Below are 17,728 nucleotides of genomic sequence, written 5' to 3' on the forward strand. Positions count from 1 at the left end.
CCCTTCGACCTCCCGGCCGCGGCGGCCGCCCCCACGAGGGACCGGGTCCACGACACGCCCGCCGTGCCGCTGTTCGGCCCGTCCCGGCCGGAGCCGGCGGACGACCGGCGCGCGTCGCTGTTCACCCCTGCCGGCTCCGGCGAGGCTGCCGGCCGGGAGCCGACCGCGCCGCTGGTGGGGCCGCCCGCCGCCCCGACGGAGTCCTCGTCCGACCGTGGCGCGGCGGCGGACGAGGCGACGGCGTCGCTGTTCGCCCCGACGTCCCCGGCACCCGAGCCCGCCACGTCGCGGTTCGCGCCGACCATCCCGGCGGAGGAGCCGACCACGTCGGTGTTCGCGCCGACCACTCCGGCGGACGAGCTGACCACGTCCGTGTTCGCGCCGACCACTCCGGCGGACGAGCCGACCACGTCGCTGTTCGCGCCGCCCGCGCCGGTGCCCGAGCCGACCGCGTCGCTGTTCGAGCCGCCCGCGCAGCCGGACGTGCCGCTGGTCGCGCCGGCCGCCACCGCCGACGAGCCGACCACGTCGGTGTTCGCGCCCACCGCCGCGACCGGGCCGCCGGAGAAGCCGACGACCGCCGGCACGCCGTCCGCGGGGGACGGTGGGCCCGGCGCCCGGGAAGCCGACTTCGTGCCGGCGAACGAGGTGGAGGAGGAGCTGCTGACCGCGGCGGGCAGCGGCAGCACCGACGGCTTCCTCACCACGCTGCTGCTCGCCCGGGTGCTGCTGCCGGTCGCGGCCGACTCGGCGGTGGGCAGCCGGCCGGGTGACCCCGGCTTCGTCTGGTGCACGGAGCAGATCGACGGCGGGACGTACGTGGTGGTCTACACCTCGCCCGAGCGGCTGGCGGACCGGGCCGCCGGCCCGACCGAGACGTTACGGGTCAAGTTCGTCCAGCTCATCCGCCGCTGGCCGGACGTGAGCTGGTCGTTCGCGCTGAACCCGGGCACCCCGGTCGGGGCGACGTACCCGGGGGAGCAGGTCCTCGCACTGGCCAACTGGGCCGCCGAGGTGGGGCTGGGCGACGATCCGGAGACCGAGCCGGAGCCGCCCGCCACCGGACCGGCACCGGCGGCCGAGCCCCGGCCCACCCCGCCGCCGGTGGATCCGACCCGCCCGGTGACCATGCAGAAGGCGATCGCCCCGAGCCAGCTCGCCTACTACCTGGAGCGCGGCTACGACCGGGTCTCCGGCTTCGTGCACCGGGCGAGCGAGCTGGCCCACCTCCGCACGCCGGCCGAGCTGTACGACGCGCTCGGTCTCGGCCACCCCGGCTCACCGTTCTCCCGGGACGCCGAGGAGATCTACGTGCTGCGCTGGCCGGCCCACCGGCCGAGCCTCTACCGCATCCCGTACGGCGGGCAGAACGAGGGCGCCATGCGGGCCATGGAGGGCTGGGTGATCGAGCGGCCCCCGTTCCGCGGCAACGGCTTCGCACCGGGCGAGAGCAGTGACGTGGTCGCCGAGTTCAAGGTGGACAGTGCCCGGCTGCCGCACGGCGCCGAGCTGTGGCGGATCGGCGCGGACCGCAGCGAGCGGGTGGTCGCGGTGCTGGACACCGACGCGCTGCTCTGGCGTAAGGCGGATGAGGCGTGACCCGCGACGGCTACGTGGCCCGCTGGCGGGGCCGGGAGTACCAGGCCAGCCCGGACGGCGGCGACGTCCGCCTGTACCAGCCGGAACCGGGCGAGGGCTTCACCGAGATACGCCCCGGCCGGCACGTCCGGGTGGTGCCGGCCGCCGAGGTCGAGGACCTGGCGTACGTGCGGACCACCTGCACCTGGCAGGGGCAGCCGTTCATCGTGCTGGCCGAGCACGACGGCTGGCTGCGGGTGGAGTACACCGGCGGCCGCTGGCCGGTGGCCCAGAGGATGGGGCTGGAGGTCTTCGACTTCGGCGTCTACCAGGGGTGGGCGCCCGCAAACGAGGTGACCGACCTGCGCGAGCAGCGGGTCTGAGTCAGGACTTCGTCCAGCGCAGGATCTCGCCGAGCACCAGGTCCCGGGCCTCGACGTGCGGGAAGTGCCCCACCCCGTCGAGCAGCCGCCACTCGTAGGGGGCGGTGACGTAGCGGCCGGAGCCCTGGGCGGTGCGCGGCAGCGAGGCCCGGTCGAGCGCGCCGTGCAACTGGAGGGTCGGGGTGACCAGCGGCTTCTGCATCAGCCGGACGAACCGGTAGCCGTGCAGCCGCAGCACCGACCGGAACGCCCAGCGGTAGCCCTCCATCGCGCAGAACGCCGCCTGCGGGATCTGCATGGCCACCCGGCAGCACCGGGCGTACGCGTCGAAGTCGGGGCCGTTCACCCAGCGCGGCCCGCCCCAGCGGCGCAGCATCTCCTCCACTTCGGCGGCGTCGTCGCGGGTCAGCACGTGCTCGTAGCGGGGCAGCTGGAACTTCAGCGTGGGGGTGGACGCGGTGAACTGGCCGCGCGGGTCGGCGAAGATGGCGGCCCGGAGCCGGAGCGGGTGCGGTGCGCCGAGCACCACGAGCCGCCGGACCAGGGTGGGGTGGAACGAGGCGGCGGTCCAGGCGATGAGGCCGCCGGCGCCGCTGCCCACCAGGGTGGCCGACCGTTCGCCCAGGGCGCGGATCAGCCCGGCCACGTCGGCGGCGAGGGTGTAACCGTCGTACCCCCGGGGTGGCTTGTCGCTCGCGCCGTAACCGCGCAGGTCGACGGCGACCGCGCGGAAGCCGGCGTCGGCGACCGCCGGCAGCATCTCGTGCCAGGCGTACCAGTATTCGGGGAAGCCGTGCAGGAAGAGCACCATGGGGCCGGTGCCGGCCTCGACGACGTGGAAGCGGCTGCCGTTGGCGCCGACGAACCGGTGCGTCCACGGCCCCTCGGGGAGCACGCAGGACTCGTCGACGGGTCCGCCACGCTGGTCGGTCATGGGGCACAGCCTAGGGCGGGCACCGGGCGGGCGGCCCCGCAGGTGGGGAGGATCAGGGGATTCTCCGGGACGGCACCGGGCCGGGCGCGCGACCGGCCGGGAGCCGGAAAGGGCGATGCCCGGGCAGGTGACCTGCCCGGGCATCGCGTGGTGTAGCGGTGATCAGCGGCTCAGGAGAAGCGGACCTTCAGCGAGGTGCCGTCCTGCTGGAGAACCTTGATCTTCACACCGGCGGCCGGGAGCTTGACGCCGTGGTTCGGCAGCTCCTCGTACCAGTACTTCTTGGTGTCGTCGAACAGCGGCTGCGCGGCCTGGCCACGGATGTACTGCGGCTGGCTGTTGAGGTGCAGCGTGAACGAGTCCGCCTTCTTCAGGCTGAACGGCGCGTCGTAGACCTGGACGCGGGCCCGCCACGGGGCGCCGGTCAGGTTGTAGATCGGCCGCGGGTGCGCGTCGATGATCAGGTTACGACCCTCGCCCGGGTGGGCGAACGTGTCGTTGTCCGCGTACCGGAGGTTCCAGTACGAGATCAGCAGACCCTCCTGGTACGCGTAGTGGTCCACCCAGTCCGGGCGGGTGTTCGCGTAGCCGAAGAAGTACGGGCCGGTCTTCAGGTACTTGTCGTACGAGACGTACGACCGGTTGCCGGCGATGTAGTAGTTGTCGAAGAGCCGGGTGTAGCTCTCCCCGGTGATGCTCCAGCCGTCGAGCGCCCAGTCCCCGGCACCGGTCTCGGCGCCGTCGCTGAGCAGGGTCTGGCCGTCGGCGGTCACGGTGATGGCGTCACCGAAGAAGCCGCCCGAGGAGACACCACCGTCGGTGATGTAGTGGAAGCGGAACTGCGCGACCTTGCCCGCGGCCACGTCCATCGGGATGTTGATGTCCACCCACTTGCCCGCGCTGCTGCCGGTCAGGCCCGGCGTCGGGTCGGTGTTGGACACCGGCGGGATCGGCTTGCCGTTGACCGTGCCGGGCAGCGCGGTCCAGGTCTTGCCGCCGTCCAGCGACGCCTCGAAGAAGAGGTAGTCGTAGCCGGTCTCGATGTTGAAGCGGCCCTTCATGGACAGCGCCGCCGAGGTCTTCCCGGTGAAGTCGAGCGTCCTGGTCATGGTGTTGTCCAGGTCGTCGTCGTTGCCGGAGAAGTACTGCTTGGTGCCCTCGAACGGAGCGCCGTACTGGAAGGTGTACTCCCGCTGCGGCAGCACCACGACCGCGGCCTGCGCCTTCTTGGAGTTGTACTCCTGCGGGCCCAGGTTCAGGTCGCGCTTCTGCCCGGCCTTGACCACCTCGTAGTCGAGCCAGCCGAGCTGGAGCTTGTTCCAGGCGCCGAGGTCGCCGCCGCGCTCGCCGATGCCCGCGTCGTTCTTGCCGCTGAGCCGGCTCTGGGCCATCAGGGTCCAGTGCTCGTTGTTGTTGTCCCCACCACTGATGACGTTGTAGTCGTCCGGCAGACCGAGGTCGTGGCCGTACTCGTGGTAGAAGACGCTGCGGCCACCGTTCTCCGGCTGGATCGTGTAGTCGCGGATCCAGACGCCGGTGTTGCCGATCTCGGTGCCGCCGATCGGGAAGTTCGGCGGGCCGACGCGGGACGTGTTGTAGGCCGCCCAGCGGTGGCTCCAGATCGCGTCCTCACCCTGGTGCGGGTCACCGTCGGCCTGGTCGCCGCCGGAGTGGACGATCTGGAAGTGGTCGATGTAGCCGTCCGACTCGTTGAAGTTGCCGTCGCCGTCGTAGTCGAACCGGTCCCACTGGTCGAACGACTGCATGTCGGCCTTGATCTGGGCGTCGGTGCGGCCCTTGGCCTTCTGGTCGGCGACCCACTGGTTGGCGGCGTCGCGGATCAGGTCCCAGGTGTTCGGGCAGACGTTGTCCGCGCAGACCGCCGGGTCGTTGGCCGGGTCGTCCGAGTCGTCGGCGATCGGGTCGTCCGAGCGGCCGTAGCGGGCGGCGTTGTACTTGACCTTCACCCAGTCGGTGACCTCGCCGTCCACCGTGTAGCGGCCGGACGACTGGGCCTCGTAGTACTGCTTGAGCGACTCGTCGCCCGGGTTGGTGCCGAAGTACAGCTGCCGGAAGTAGTCGGCGCTGTAGTCGGCCTGCCAGACGGTGGAATTGTCCACCGCCCGGTTGGGCTGCGGAATCTCGTTGTGTCGCGGCCCGTCGAACCGGCCCGGACCGGCGATGTCCGGGTTGGTGTCCTTGTCCGGGTAGGCCGGGTCGCGCTCGTCGCCGAACTCGGCGAGGATCACGAAGATCTTGTCGGTCCGTTCCCGGGCCAGCTCGACGTACTGGTCCTTCTTGCCCGCCTTGTTGCTGGCGGTCCGGGCGCCGGCTGCCGCCGCCGCGCCGCCGGCGGTCTCGCCGACCTTGACGACGGTGCTGCCGTTGATCTTCTGGGCCTTGGCCCGGCCGGACAGGACCTCGCTGAGGCCCTCCTGGCGGAGCGCCCGCCGCTTGTCCTCGAGCTTGTCCGGCAGATCGTGTGCGGCCTGCGGCTCGGCCACCGACGGAGCGGCGGCCGGGAGCTTCGGCGCCGGCGCGGCGCTGGCGGTCGTGCCCGCCACCAGTCCCGTCGCCGTCAGCGAAAGCCCGAGCAGACCCACTGCGACTTTGCGCACGTGGTACCTCCGGTGTGAGGGAACCGACCCAACGGGGGTACGGGTCGGTGGAAGGTCCCACTAGTGGGACCACTGGTGAAGATAGACATTCCCGTGACGCGTGGGAAGACAGGTGCGTCGATTTGTAGCAAGTTTTTGTTGGGAACGCTCCGCACCGTCACATCGGGGTCGGTCGATCGGCCGGGGTTGAGCTGGGGCGAAAGGCTTCGGGGTACGCGAAAGGGGCCGGTGGCGTCGCCGCCACCGGCCCCTCCGGTCTGGTGCTACCCGATCAGTTGGTGACCTTGACGACCATGTCGCTGGTCGGGGTGGTGCCCTGCTTCAGGATCTCGATGGTGGTGCCGGTGCCGGCCACCTTCACCGAGTTCCACGGGTTGCCCGAGTTCCAGTACTTGCCGATGCCCTTGTCGCTGAAGATCGGCTGCGGCTCGAGCTCCGGCACGGTGACCGCCACGTCGTTCCGGTGGAAGGTCTGCGCCGGCTTGGCGTACAGGCTGAACGTGGCGTCGTAGCCGTTGCGCCGGTTGGTGATGGTGCCCTGCCCGCCGACATTGATCTTGTCGGGACGGACGTCCACCGGCAGGTTCAGGCCGTAGCCCGGGTGCTGCGAGGTGTTGTTGTCGCCGTACGCGTAGTTCACGTACCACACCAGCATGCCCTGGTGGTTGGAGAAGCGCTCCACCCAGTTCGGGCGGCTGGCGAACCCGTAGTTGTACGGGCCGGTCCGCAGCGTGTCGTCGTAACCGAAGTAGGTCCGGTTCTCGGCGATGTAGAAGCGCGGGTAGGTGTCGGTCACCGAGCCGGTGATCCGGGTCCAACCCTTGGCGGTCCACTCCGCGGCGAGGGTCTCCGCGTCGTCGGTCCACGCGACCGAGCCGTTCTTGGTCAGCGAGACGTTGTCCAGGAACGGACCGGCGAAGTGCACGCCGCCGTCGGTCGCGTAGCGGTAACGGAACAGCACCGACTGGCCGGCGTACGCCGACAGGTCGTAGGTCGAGTCGACCCACGCGCCGTTGCTGGAACCGTCGATGCCGCTGTCACCGGAGTCGACCAGGTTGTTCTTCAGGTCGGTCCAGGTGGCGCCACCGTTGGTGGACACCTCGGCGTAGAGGTAGTCGTAGTCCTCTTCGATGTCGTACTGCAGCTTGGAGGTGAGCGACGCGGTGGTGGCGCCGGTCAGGTCCAGGGTGCGGGTCAGCGTGGCGTTCAGGTCGTCCGCGCTGCCGCCCCACCACTCGTACGACCCGCCGAACGGCGTGTTGTAGCTCGTGGTCTGCGTCTGCGAGGGCAGGTTGACGACGACCGCCTGGGCCTTCGGCCCGTCGCTGTCGCCGGCCGGGCCCAGGGTCACCTGGGTGCTGCCCTTGCCGTAGTCGACCGTGGTGTAGTTCAGCCAGCCCAGGAAGAGCTTCGACCACGGGTCCATGTAGCCCGGGGTCGAACCGATGTCGTCGGTGCCGTGGCCGAGCCACGAACCGGAGGACATCAGGCTCCAGAAGCCGACGCCGTTGTCGCCGCCCGCGGTGTCGTACAGGTCCGGCAGACCGAGGTCGTGACCGTACTCGTGGGCGAAGACGCCGAGGCCGCCGTTCTCCGGCTCCGTGGTGTAGTCACGGATCCACATCCCGGTGTCGCCGATCTGCACACCGCCCGCGAGGTTGCCGGCCGGGCCGGCCTTGCCCTCGAGGTTGGTGAACGCCGCCCAGCGGTGCGACCAGATGGCGTCCTCGCCCTGGGCGCCGCCGCCGGCCTCCTCGCCCTCACCGGCGTGCACCGCCTGGAAGTGGTCGATGTAGCCGTCGGCCTCGTTGAAGTTGCCGTCGCCGTCGAAGTCGTACCGGTCCCAGATGTCGAACTGGGCCAGGTAGTCCTTGATCTGCTGCGGCGTCTTGCCGGCCTTCACCTGGGAGTCGTACCAGGACGTGGCGGTGTCCTTGACGAAGTTCCAGTAGCCGTCGGCCTCGGAGATGGCGTTGCTGCCGTACCGGGCCTCGTTGTAGGGAACGGTGATCCAGTCGCTGACGTCACCGCTGACGGTGTACCGGCCGCCGGACTGCTTGAGGTAGAAGTCCCGGAACGACTCGCCCTCACCGTAGAACATGTCCATGTAGTGCTCGCGGTGGAAGTCCGAGCGCCACAGGGTGCTGTTGTCGTCGGTGGAGCTGCCGTCCCAGTTGCGGTCCGGCTCGGGGATCTGGTTGACCACCGGGCCGGGAGTTCCGCCGGTGCGGGGGTCGGTCTTGTCGCCGAAGTTGACCAGCATGGTGAAGATCGGGTCGGTCTTCGGGGCCTGCTGGTACTCGACGAAGAGGTCGTCCTTGACCTGGATGACCTTCGAGCCGTTGCGCGTCTGAAGCTTGGCCTTGCCCTGGAGCAGGTCGGAGATCGCCTGCTTCTTGAGCTCCCGCTGCTGATCCGCCTTCGGATCCGGCAGGTTGTCCTTGTGCTTGGCCTTCTCGACGCCGGGGGTGGGCTCCGCCGCCGGGGCGGCGGACGCCGGCGTCGAGACGACACCGGCTGCCAGCAGCGCGGCCGCGGCCGAGGCCAGGCCCGCTGTGACTCGTCTCCTCAAAGGTCCTCCTCCTTTGTGGATCTGTTACATGACGGCGACAGCCAAAGCCATCACTGTCATGTCATGCGTCACTCACAATGACAGGTGTTTGCATCGTTGTCACCGGTCAATCACCCGAGGAACGCGCTCTTTTGCCGGGCATTTCGGGGCGAAAACGCCCAGCTCCTCGGCCCGGATTTACATCACGTTTCGGCCACGATCACCGAGAGTGACGGCGATTATGAGGTCCCCAAAGGGGAGCGCAGACGCCCGCGAAAATGTCACACGGCGCGGAAGAAAATTTGTCGGCGCGTAAGACGGACGGGGCCCGTCCGGAGCAGTTTGCTCCAGACGGGCCCCGTCGTGTGGTTCCGACGCGCCCTCGGCGTGTCAGGTCACGGGGTCGCCGTGGTCACGTACACCGTGGCGTACGAGTTGTCCTTGGCGGCTCCCTTGATGGTGATCGAGACGCCGTAGGCGACGCCCGCGTCACCGGGGTTGCCGGTGCCGAGCACGATCGCCCCGCCGCCCAGGGTGGCCCCGTAGTACGCCGGAGCCGGCGTGCCGTCGGGGTTGGTCACCCGGGTGGTGTACTTCGCGTTGCCCTTCGACGGGATGACGACGGAGGCGTCGTTGTCCCGGGCGTACGCGGAGCCGTTGCGGATCTCGATGCCCGGGTACCAGCCCTTGGCGTCGCTGAACGCCGGGACCGGGGCCTGGGCCGGGAAGTTGGTGCAGTACTCGCTGTACGGCTCGTCGGCCGCCTCCAGGCACTCCTTGAAGGGGTACGTGGAGCCCAGCGAGAAGGCCGCGTTGGCCGACTGCGGGCGGCTGGGCAGGTTGTCCAGCACCGACGGGTCCTTGACGGCCGCCTCGCCCTGCCGGCGCAGCGGGTCGTTGTGGGAGTCGACGATCAGCAGCCCGCCCTTGGCCCCGTAGCTGGGCAGCGCGGTCATCTGCGCGGTGACGTGGTTGACGTCGCCGAGCACGGTGTCCCGGTACCAGACCAGCATGCCCGGGGCGTTGTAGGAGAGCTTGTCGACCTTCCACGCCTCGTGCGAGTAGACCGTGTCGTACGCGTACTTCAGGCCCTTGTCGAAGCCGTCGAAGTTGCGCCACTCGGCCAGGTAGTAGTGCGCCTTGGTCTGGGTGCCCGAGTCGACGTGCCAGCCCGCGCCGGTGGTGTCGGTGAAGGTGCCGCCGGTCTGGGTCCAGCCGTTGGCGCCGCCCTCGACGTCGTCGCTCCAGGTGGTGGCGCCACCGCCGGTGACCGAGAAGTCGTCGGCGAACCAGCCGCGCTCCACGAACGCCTCGTCGGTGGCGTACCGCAGCCGGACCTGGATGGTCTGCCCGGCGAACGCCGACAGGTCGACGTAGTCGTGACGCCAGCCGCCCGTGCTGCCGGTCAGGCCGTACTTCTTGTTGCCGAAGTCGACCATGCGGCCGTTCGGGTCGGCGTACCCGTCGGGGGTGGTGACGACCTTGCCGGTGGCGTCGTAGACCTTCTGCTCCGACCAGGTGGCGCCACCGTTGGTGGAGACCTCCAGGAAGCCGTAGTCCCAGTCCGCCTCGATGACGTAGTTGTTCCACATCCAGAACTTCGCGTCCGCGGCGTTCGGGACGGTCACCGTCCGGCTCAGCTTGACGTCCGCCCAGTCCTGGTCGGCCCCGGAGTACCACATGTTGGTGCCGCTGTGCGGCTCCGCCAGGGTGATCACCTTGTTCGGCAGGTTGATCTTGATGCCGTCCTTGGTGCCGACCGGGGTGTTCGAGGTCTGGCCCAGCTGCACCGAGCGCGGGTCGTCACCCGGGTTGAGCTGCAGCGGGTCGGCCCAGCCGAGCACCCACTTGTCCCAGAGGCCCATGTGGGTGGGCAGCGCCTGGAAGATCTCACCGCTGTGCGAGCCCGAGGCCATCAGGTCCCAGAAGTCGACGTCCGAGTCGGCGTTGCCGGAGGTGTCGTAGAGGTCCGGCAGGCCGAGGTCGTGACCGAACTCGTGAGCGAACACGCCGACGCCGGCGTCCTCGGGCTGCACGATGTAGTTCGCGACCTTCTTGTCGGTGCCCGGGATGGTGTAGCCGCCGGCCACCGTCGAGGAGTGCGCCCAGACCGAGTAGACGCCCACGTCGCCGCCACCGCGGGACTTGCCCTGGTTGGCGTGCACCAGCACCAGGTGGTCGATCACGCCGTCCGGCTCGTTGACGTTGCCGTCACCGTCGGCGTCGCCCTGGTCCTCGATGTCGTAGTCGGCCCACGGGAAGTTCGGGTCCATCTTGGCCAGCGCGTCCACCGCGTCGGTGGCGAGCCGGCCGGCGCCCTGCGGGTTGTCCGGGTGACCGTTCATCGACTGCTCACGACCGGCGACCCAGTTGCCGTTCTCGTCCTGGAAGCAGCGCGAGGCCGCGTACCAGCCCTCCGAGTGCGGCACGGTGATCCACGGGCTGGCCTGCCCGTCCACCGTGTACGCGCCCTTGGACATCTCCAGGTACATGTTGTGCATCGTGCGCCCGGAAATGTCGACACCCGGCTTGCCGTCCGGCCCGGTCAGGTCCGTGCGGACCCGCTCGGTGATGCCCTCCTTGGTGTAGAGCATCTTGTCGTAGTGCGCCGGGGAGAAGTCCGGCACCCACATCGAGTTGTTGTCCTTGTGCGGCAGGGTGGCCGGGTTGGGGATCTGGTTGTGCTTCGGGCCGTTCTGCACGGTGCCGAGGACACAGCTCCGGTCCTCGAAAACCGTCTTCGGCACGTACACGTTGGTGAAGTCGTCGTTCGCCTTGTCGTTGAACTCCACCAGCAGGGTGAGCAGCTTGGCGGTCTGGGTGCCCTTGGCCTGCTTGATCTGCCGGGGGCTCTTCCCCGTCTTGATCGCCTGGGCCTCCAGCTTGGCCAGCTGCCGCGCGGCCTTCGGGTTGCCGCCGGCGAACTTGCGGTCGTAGGCCCGCGCCGCGTCGACCGGACTGGTGTAGACCCCGTCCTTGCCCTTGACCTCCTTGCCCGCCGTGTCCGGCTGGACCTCAGGCTCGGCGTAGTTGATGTAGTAATCGCTCGCCCCGATCGTGGCTCCGGCGGTGCCGGCGCTCTGGGCGGCCGCGCTGCCCGTCACGGTCAATGACGTGGCGGCGAGGGCGATGGCGGGCAGCGCGACGAGTAGGCGTCGACGCGACCCGGACTGCGGATTTCTGTTCATGCCGCTCCGTTTCTCGGGCATGGGGGGAGGAAGTCGGTTGCCGCTCGTCATCAATGTGACGGTCATCAAAGCGACCCGACCTGCGTGAAACTAAATCAGAACGGAGATCAACGACAGGGCTGGGGCTCGGCTGTGTCCGTTCAGCTTTGCCCGCCTCATCCGACCGACCGATGTGACGCCGCATGGTCCCGTGCCGTCGGTAAGCGTCAGAAACAGCGCGAGGTGGGTGACGCCCGTCCGGCCGTCACCCACCTCGCGTGGTGCTCGTGCTGCCTGCCGTCAGTCCTCGTCGGACCTGCCGCCGCCCATGCCGGAGGAGATCAGGTCCATCACCGAGGAGTCCTGGAGCGTGGTGACGTCGCCGAGCGACCGGTTCTCCGCCACGTCCCGCAGCAGCCGGCGCATGATCTTGCCGGATCGGGTCTTCGGCAGCTCCGGCACCAGCATGATCTGCCGCGGCTTGGCGATCGGGCCGAGCGTCTTGGCCACGTGGTTGCGCAGGTCGGCGATGAGCTGCTCGCCGGCCTCGCCGGAGATCTCCGTGCTCCCGCGCGGGATGGCGAACGCCACGATCGCCTGGCCGGTGGTCGGGTCGGTCGCGCCGACCACCGCCGCCTCGGCCACCGACGGGTGGCTGACCAGCGCCGACTCCACCTCGGTGGTGGAGATGTTGTGGCCGGACACCAGCATGACGTCGTCGACCCGGCCGAGCAGCCAGATGTGCCCGTCGTCGTCCTTCTTGGCCCCGTCGCCGGCGAAGTAGACCCACTCGTCCCCGTGGTTGGCGCCGGCCCCGAAGCGCGACCAGTAGGTCTCGAGGAACCGGTTGTCGTCGCCCCAGACGGTGCGCAGCATCGACGGCCACGGCTCCCGGAGCACCAGGTAGCCGCCCCCACCGTTGGGCACCGACTGGCCCTGGTCGTCCACCACGTCGGCGACGATGCCGGGCAGCGGGGTCATCGCCGAGCCGGGCTTCGCCTCGGTGACACCCGGCAGCGGGGAGATCATGATCGCGCCGGTCTCGGTCTGCCACCAGGTGTCGACGACGGGCAGCTCGCCCCGGCCGACGTGCTGCCGGTACCAGATCCACGCCTCCGGGTTGATCGGCTCACCGACGCTGCCCAGCAGGCGCAGCGAGGAGAGGTCGTAGCCGGCGGGGATGTCCTCGCCCCACTTCATCATGGTGCGGATCAGGGTCGGCGCGGTGTACAGGATGGTGACCTTGTACTTGTCGACGATCTCCCAGAACCGGCCCTTGTGCGGGGTGTCCGGGGTGCCCTCGTACATGACCTGGGTGGCGCCGTTGGAGAGCGGGCCGTAGACGATGTAGGAGTGCCCGGTGACCCAGCCGATGTCGGCCGTGCACCAGTAGACGTCGGTCTCCGGCTTGAGGTCGAAGACCGCGTGCGTGGTGTACGACGCCTGGGTGAGGTAGCCGCCGGTGGTGTGCAGGATGCCCTTCGGCCGGGCGGTGGTGCCGCTGGTGTAGAGGATGTAAAGCGGGTGCTCGGCGTCGAACGGCTGCGCGGCGTGCTCCGGCGAGGCGGTCTCCACCGTCTCGTGCCACCAGTGGTCCTTGGCCGACCAGGCGACCTCCTCGCCGGTGCGGCGGACCACCAGCACGTGCTCCACCGACGGGCAGTTCGCCACCGCCTCGTCGACGGTCGGCTTGAGCGCCGAGGGCTTGCCCCGGCGGAAGCCGCCGTCCGCGGTGATCACCACCTTGGCGCTGGCGTCCTGGATCCGGTTGGTCAGCGCGTCGGCCGAGAAGCCGCCGAAGACCACGCTGTGCGTGGCGCCGATCCGGGCGCAGGCGAGCATCGCCACCGCGGCCTCCGGGATCATCGGCAGGTAGATCGCCACCCGGTCGCCGGCCGTGACGCCCAGCTCGGTCAGCGCGTTCGCCGCCTGGCAGGTGAGCTTGTGCAGGTCCGCGTAGGTGACGGTCCGGGTGTCACCCGGCTCGCCCTCCCAGTGGATCGCCACCTTGTCGCCGCGACCGGCCTCCACGTGCCGGTCCAGGCAGTTGTACGCCACGTTGAGCTGACCGCCCACGAACCACTTCGCGAACGGCGCGTTCGACCAGTCGAGCACCTGGTCCCACTGCCGGTTCCAGTGCAGCCGCCCGGCCTGGCGCTCCCAGAAGGCGAGCCGGTCCTCGGCCGCCTCGCCGTACGCGTCCGCGGTCACGTTGGCGTTCGCCGCGAGCTCGGCCGGCGGCGGGAACTGGCGCGTCTCGTTCAGCAAGTTGGCCAATGCCTCGCTCATGCGGTGACTCCTTCATCGCGTGACCTGCGTCTCCTACCCGGGAGAGGTTAGTCCCGGCGCGCCCCCCGCCGCGACCGCCCGGCCAGCCGTCACGCGCCCAGTGGCCCTTCGGGCGCGCCGAGCAGTAAGGAGAGTGGTTCGCGTCGCTTCCCGACGGCTGGCGCTCCGGCGGGGTGCGGGGATCGCTAGCGTGGCGGGGTGACCACCGACCCGCTCGCCCCGCTGCTCGCGCTCGCCGACATCGCGCCCGCCGTCGAACGGGCCCGCGACCGGGTCGACCAGGCCCACCGGCACCGCGCCCTGCGCCGCCAGGGCGGCCAGGTCGCCGCCGAGGTCAGCCTGCGCTCGGCCGTGGCCAGCGCCGCGCTGGAGGGCCGGGTGCACGACCGCGAGGAGGTACGCGCGGGCACGGTCACCGATCCGGTGCTCCAGGGCGCGCTGCGCGTGGCGGGGGCGCTGCCCGGGCTGAGCGAGCTCTGGCCGAAGGCGCCGCGTCAGGCCCTCGCCCGGCTGCACGTGCTCGCGGCCCGCGACGTCGTGGCCGAGGCCGAGCTGGGCCGACCGGTGGCCGACCCGGTGGTGGCGGCCCGCCTGGACGGGCTGGCCGGGCTGGTGGCCGGGGGCACGAAGGTGCCGCCGCTGGTGCTGGCCGCCGTCGTGCACGGCGAACTGCTGAACCTGCGTCCGTTCGCCGGCCCGTCCGGAGTGGTGGCGCGAGCCGCCGCCCGACTGGTGCTGATCTCCACCGGCTTCGACCCGCGTGGGCTGGTCGCCGTCGACGTCGGCCACCGGGAGCGGGAGCCCGAGTACGTCGGCGCGGCCGGTGCGTTCGCCACCGGCACCCCCGACGGGCTGCGCTCCTGGCTGCGCCACTACATGGCCGCCGTGGAGGTCGGCGCGGAGCAGATCACGCTCATCGGCGACGAGGTCCTCGCCGCCTCCTGATCCTTCGCGCTGCCCGGCCGGGGCCTTCGCCGTGCCGACCGCGGGCAGTCGCTTCCGTTCAGCCGGTCGGGGTGGCGGCGGCGCGGCCGCGGCGGTGCCGGCCGTACCAGGCGATGCCGATGGCGACACCGACGCCCACCCCGAGGGCCGCCGCGGCGACCGGCACGGCCGGCCGCTCCCGCAGCCGCCGGCCCAGCGGCACCGGGTGCCGGAACTCCAGCACCGGCCAGGAGTTCTCCACGGCCAGCCGACGCAGCGCCCGGTCCGGGTTCACCACGGTCGGGTGCCCCACGCACTCCAGCAGCGGGCGGTCGCTGTACGAGTCCGAGTAGGCGTACGAGTCGGCGAGGTCGTAGCCGCGTGCCAGGGCCAGTTCGCCGACGGCGTCGACCTTGCGCGGGCCGGCCGCGTAGAACTCGACCTCCCCGCTGTAGCGGCCGTCCGCCACCGCCATCCGGGTGGCGATCACGTCGGTCACCCCGAGCAGTTCGCCGATGGGGCGGACCATCTCCTCGCCGCTGGCGGAGACCAGCACCACGTCCCGCCCGGCGGCCTGGTGCTCCTCGATCAGGGCGGCGGCCTCGGCGTACACGTAGGGGTTGATCAGCTCGTGCAGCGTCTCCGCGACGATCTGGCGGACCTGTTCCACCGGCCAGCCCTTGCAGAGCGTGGCGAGGTAGTCCCGGGTCCGGGCCATGGTCTGCTCGTCGGTGCCGCCCAGCCGGAACATCAGCTGCGCGTACGCCGACTTGACCACGTCACGGCGTGTGATCAGCCCGTCCCGGTAGAACGGCCGACCGAACGCCAGTGCGCTCGACTTGGCGATGACGGTCTTGTCGAGATCGAAGAAAGCGGCACTCCGGCCCACGGCGCGAAAGTCTAGCCCGACGCGTCACGCTCGGCTGGTCCCCAGGGGGCTCCGGCGACGGGCCGGTCGGGCAGGTGCACCCGTGAGAGTGACGGCTGTCACACCGATGAGCCTTAAATTAGCGTTGCGTGGAGTGAACACCACTCGACGTATAAGGGTCCATTGCGGCATGCTTGTGCTCGCGACGGACGTTCGCGTCCCGTCGCCCGCGCAGGCCCTCGGCGGTTGCACCCCCCGTGACCGCTGAGTGGGTTCGGCTCGACCCCCCCGGAGCCGAACCTCACGACGACCCCCGTCTCCCCCCGACGGGGGTCGTCCCTTTCCGGGATCTTTGCTCCGCCGCAGGTCACAGGCCCTCCTCATTCTCGTCAAGGACGGTCTCGGAGGGCGTTTCCTCGGCTGGAGTCAGCAGATCGTCAGCAGGCAGCGTGAAGGCATCGAGGATGCGAGCGGCATAGTCGGCGGGGGTGTGCGTATAACGATTCAGCGTTGTCGACGCCTGCTCGTGGCCCATGACCCGCTGCACCAGGTTGATCGGGACGCCGTCAGTAACCAGCCAGGTGGCGTAGGCGTGTCTCAGATCGTGGAACCGCATCCCGCCGACGGCCTCGGCCGCCACATGGGCGATTGCCTCCCGCTCGGTGGTGAACTCGGCCGACCACTCGACGCCGTCCCGGTCCGGCCAGACGGCGCGGTACCGGTGCGGGCCGGAGTTGAGAACCTGGCCGAGCAGTCCGGCGCGGACCAGCGAGGGCAGCCAGATTCGGCGGCGGAAGTTCGATCGGCGCAGCGGGCGCCCGACCCGGTCGCGGAAGACGAGGGCTCGCGGATCCGGGTCCCCGGCCTCGGTGTGCAGCTGGCGCAGCGCGGACGCCAGGAAGCCCGGCAGTGGCACGGTTCGGACGCCAGCCCGGCTTTTCGGGTACGGGCGGAGCAGAATGCCACCGTGGGTCTCCTCGGCGACCTGGACCACGCGAACCACGGCACGATCGAGGTCGACTGACGACCAGGCCAACCCTGCGCACTCGCCCCAGCGCAGGCCCGCCCCGGCAGCAGCAGAGACTATTGCCCGATGGCGGGCCGGCACAGCCGGGAGCAGCCTGCCGAAGAAGTCCTCCCGGCTGATCGTGACCGGTTTGACGTCGCGCGACCGGTCGCGCGGGAGCTTCACCCCCTCGGCCGGGTTGGTGGCGATCAGCCGCGCCTGAACGGCCGTACGAAGAATCATCGACAGCAGCTGGTAGCACTTGGCGACCGTGGTCGGGGCAAGCTCCCTGCTTAGGCCGGTCACCCACTCCTGCACCGACATGAAATCGACCTTGCCAAGCGGCCAGTCACCCCATTTCGGCAGTACATGGGCCCGGAGCATGGAGACCGTCCGCTCGGCGGTTCGCGCCTCGACCGTCCTAGTGGCAAGCCACTGCTGGGCGAAATTACCGAAGCGGGTCCGGCCCGCGTGCGGGTTGACGTAGGTGCCTTGGCTGAGTGCGGCTTCCGTCTGCGCCAGGAAGGTGCTTGCCTCCTTCTTGGTGCGGAAGGTCTTTGCCTTCTGTCGTCCCGACGCGTCTCGCCAGTTGGCCCGGTAGGTGCCGGCGGGAGTCTTGACGATGTGGCCCATCAGCGTCCCCTTCCATGATCAGTGCCAGTGGCGGCGGCAGGCTCGATGGCGGCGTCGAGCCAGGCGTGAAAGCGGGCTCGGGAGATCAGCCAGCGACCACCGAGGCGGGTCGCCGGAATGGTGCCGTCGCGGACGAGGGCGTAGGTGCTCCCCAGCGACAGGCCGAGCAGCTTGGCGACCTCGCGAACGGTGTAGGTGACCGGCTCCACAGCGGTGCCACCGGATCGGGGAACGAGCCGGACGACCGGATTGGGGCGGGCGGTGGTGCTCATCAGCGGTGACCTCCTCAGGTCTGTCGGATTAGGCGGCAGCCGGCGCGGTGCCGGCCGGTGTGGTGGCGTGTTCGTGGGCGAGTTCTTCGCGGCCGGCGGTTCGTCGCTCTCGTGCCATGGCGGCGGCGGTGTTGGCGAGGAGTGCGTCTCCGGTGGTGTGCCAGCCGACGCCGGCGAAGGTGAGGGTGCCGACGATGAGCGTGGAGTCCTCACACAGACGGTCGACGAGCTGGCCGCCGGCGGCGGGGTGCTCGTGAACCTGGTGCTCGTGCCGTCGGTAGGCAACGCGGGTGTCCCGCAGGAGTCGGAACGTCACGGAGTAGCGGCGGCCTTTGGTGAGGAAGTGGCCGCCGTAGCCGAGCATGTGTGCCCACCTGCGCAGCCGGGCGTAGGGGCCGGGTTCGGGTCTGCTGGCCGGTTCGGTGTCAAGGGCGGCTTGACGGACGGCGACGCAGACGGGGCAGGCGGCGTATCGGGTGTGGGTGCGCCGCCGCACTCGGTTTCA

At 70.2% G+C, this 17,728-nt stretch carries 11 protein-coding genes and 1 pseudogene; 3 read left to right on the top strand and 9 right to left on the bottom strand.

Translation table 11 applies throughout. The features are described 5' to 3' along the window. Both ACW0Q9_RS19080 and ACW0Q9_RS19085 read left to right on the top strand, forming a co-directional pair. Positions 1 to 1,599, top strand: a 1,599-nt coding sequence (locus tag ACW0Q9_RS19080; protein WP_456183137.1) for an SseB family protein, incomplete at its 5' end; no start/stop codon positions are given. Further along, on the top strand, positions 1,596 to 1,961 hold the full coding sequence (locus ACW0Q9_RS19085) for a hypothetical protein (RefSeq protein WP_456183139.1): 366 nt from the start codon (positions 1,596 to 1,598) through the stop codon (positions 1,959 to 1,961). The genes ACW0Q9_RS19080 and ACW0Q9_RS19085, both read left to right, overlap by 4 nt. Position 1,962: 1 nt before the next feature. On the opposite strand, the gene ACW0Q9_RS19090 is transcribed toward ACW0Q9_RS19085, so the two are convergent. From ACW0Q9_RS19090 to acs, 5 genes are all read right to left on the bottom strand, one after another. Next, positions 1,963 to 2,895 carry an alpha/beta fold hydrolase gene (locus tag ACW0Q9_RS19090; RefSeq protein ID WP_456183141.1) on the bottom strand — a complete coding sequence of 311 codons (933 nt, stop codon included), beginning with the start codon at positions 2,893 to 2,895 and terminating at the stop codon, positions 1,963 to 1,965. A gap of 170 nt (positions 2,896 to 3,065) precedes the next feature. Continuing rightward, the gene (locus tag ACW0Q9_RS19095) at positions 3,066 to 5,498 is read right to left on the bottom strand and encodes an immune inhibitor A domain-containing protein (protein ID WP_456183157.1); all 2,433 of its coding nucleotides are present in this window, start codon (positions 5,496 to 5,498) and stop codon (positions 3,066 to 3,068) included. A 286-nt stretch (positions 5,499 to 5,784) separates the two neighbouring features. After that, positions 5,785 to 8,085, bottom strand: coding sequence for an immune inhibitor A domain-containing protein (locus ACW0Q9_RS19100; protein ID WP_456183143.1), 2,301 nt, complete (start codon positions 8,083 to 8,085; stop codon positions 5,785 to 5,787). Positions 8,086 to 8,459: 374 nt separating this feature from the next. Further along, positions 8,460 to 11,252: an immune inhibitor A domain-containing protein gene (locus ACW0Q9_RS19105; protein ID WP_456183145.1), complete on the bottom strand. Its 2,793-nt coding sequence runs from the start codon at positions 11,250 to 11,252 to the stop codon at positions 8,460 to 8,462. Between the two features lie 279 nt (positions 11,253 to 11,531). After that, a complete protein-coding gene (gene acs / locus ACW0Q9_RS19110; protein ID WP_456183147.1) occupies positions 11,532 to 13,520 on the bottom strand; it encodes an acetate--CoA ligase in 1,989 nt (662 codons plus the stop codon). Positions 13,521 to 13,718: 198 nt separating this feature from the next. Here acs and ACW0Q9_RS19115 point away from each other — a divergent pair, with 198 nt between their 5' ends. Next, positions 13,719 to 14,465, top strand: a complete 747-nt coding sequence (locus ACW0Q9_RS19115; RefSeq protein ID WP_456183149.1) for an oxidoreductase — start codon at positions 13,719 to 13,721, stop codon at positions 14,463 to 14,465. A 58-nt stretch (positions 14,466 to 14,523) separates the two neighbouring features. Here ACW0Q9_RS19115 and ACW0Q9_RS19120 read toward each other — a convergent pair whose 3' ends face one another. The 4 genes and pseudogenes from ACW0Q9_RS19120 to ACW0Q9_RS19135 form a co-directional block, all read right to left on the bottom strand. Continuing rightward, positions 14,524 to 15,333: an HAD family hydrolase gene (locus tag ACW0Q9_RS19120; RefSeq protein ID WP_456183151.1), complete on the bottom strand. Its 810-nt coding sequence runs from the start codon at positions 15,331 to 15,333 to the stop codon at positions 14,524 to 14,526. Between the two features lie 346 nt (positions 15,334 to 15,679). Further along, positions 15,680 to 16,951: a tyrosine-type recombinase/integrase gene (locus ACW0Q9_RS19125; RefSeq protein ID WP_456183153.1), complete on the bottom strand. Its 1,272-nt coding sequence runs from the start codon at positions 16,949 to 16,951 to the stop codon at positions 15,680 to 15,682. After that, positions 16,951 to 17,223, bottom strand: coding sequence for a helix-turn-helix domain-containing protein (locus ACW0Q9_RS19130; protein ID WP_456183155.1), 273 nt, complete (start codon positions 17,221 to 17,223; stop codon positions 16,951 to 16,953). Before ACW0Q9_RS19130 ends, ACW0Q9_RS19125 begins: the two co-directional genes overlap by 1 nt. 28 nt (positions 17,224 to 17,251) lie before the next feature. Further along, positions 17,252 to 17,707: pseudogene (locus ACW0Q9_RS19135) on the bottom strand (replication initiator); the annotation flags it as partial. Between the last annotated feature and the right edge of the window lie 21 nt (positions 17,708 to 17,728).

It is taken from the genome of Micromonospora sp. I033, assembly GCF_053890995.1.

What these genes read in the sequence shown, in the direction of transcription:
- ACW0Q9_RS19105 (WP_456183145.1), bottom strand. Translation starts at nt 11,252, where the DNA reads ATGAACAGAAATCCGCAGTCCGGGTCGCGTCGACGCCTACTCGTCGCG.
- ACW0Q9_RS19130 (WP_456183155.1), bottom strand. Translation starts at nt 17,223, where the DNA reads ATGAGCACCACCGCCCGCCCCAATCCGGTCGTCCGGCTCGTTCCCCGA.
- ACW0Q9_RS19090 (WP_456183141.1), bottom strand. Translation starts at nt 2,895, where the DNA reads ATGACCGACCAGCGTGGCGGACCCGTCGACGAGTCCTGCGTGCTCCCC.
- acs (WP_456183147.1), bottom strand. Translation starts at nt 13,520, where the DNA reads ATGAGCGAGGCATTGGCCAACTTGCTGAACGAGACGCGCCAGTTCCCG.
- ACW0Q9_RS19125 (WP_456183153.1), bottom strand. Translation starts at nt 16,951, where the DNA reads ATGGGCCACATCGTCAAGACTCCCGCCGGCACCTACCGGGCCAACTGG.